A 249-nucleotide genomic window follows, 5' to 3' on the forward strand; every position below is an offset into this window, starting at 1 on the left:
GTGTAAGGATTGTTGATGTCGGAGTACTCTCAGGTCGCTTGAATCGTATTCTAAAAACCACCCGAAAAATTTATGAACAGGCTTTGGCGCTTGGGGCTGATGTCTATCATTTTCATGATCCCGAACTGATACCTGTTGGTCTTCGACTGAAAAAGCAAGGTAAGCAGGTTATCTTCGACTCCCATGAGGATGTGCCGAAGCAACTGCTGAGTAAACCTTACATGCGACCGTTTTTACGCCGTGTAGTGG

General features: G+C 45.8%; 1 pseudogene. It reads left to right on the forward strand.

The features are described from left to right. Positions 1–249 (forward strand): annotated as a pseudogene (locus ACLJNW_RS27270) (glycosyltransferase family 1 protein); the annotation flags it as partial.

The organism is Salmonella sp. SAL4457, assembly GCF_046548235.1.
Taxonomy (GTDB): Bacteria; Pseudomonadota; Gammaproteobacteria; order Enterobacterales; family Enterobacteriaceae; genus Salmonella; species Salmonella enterica.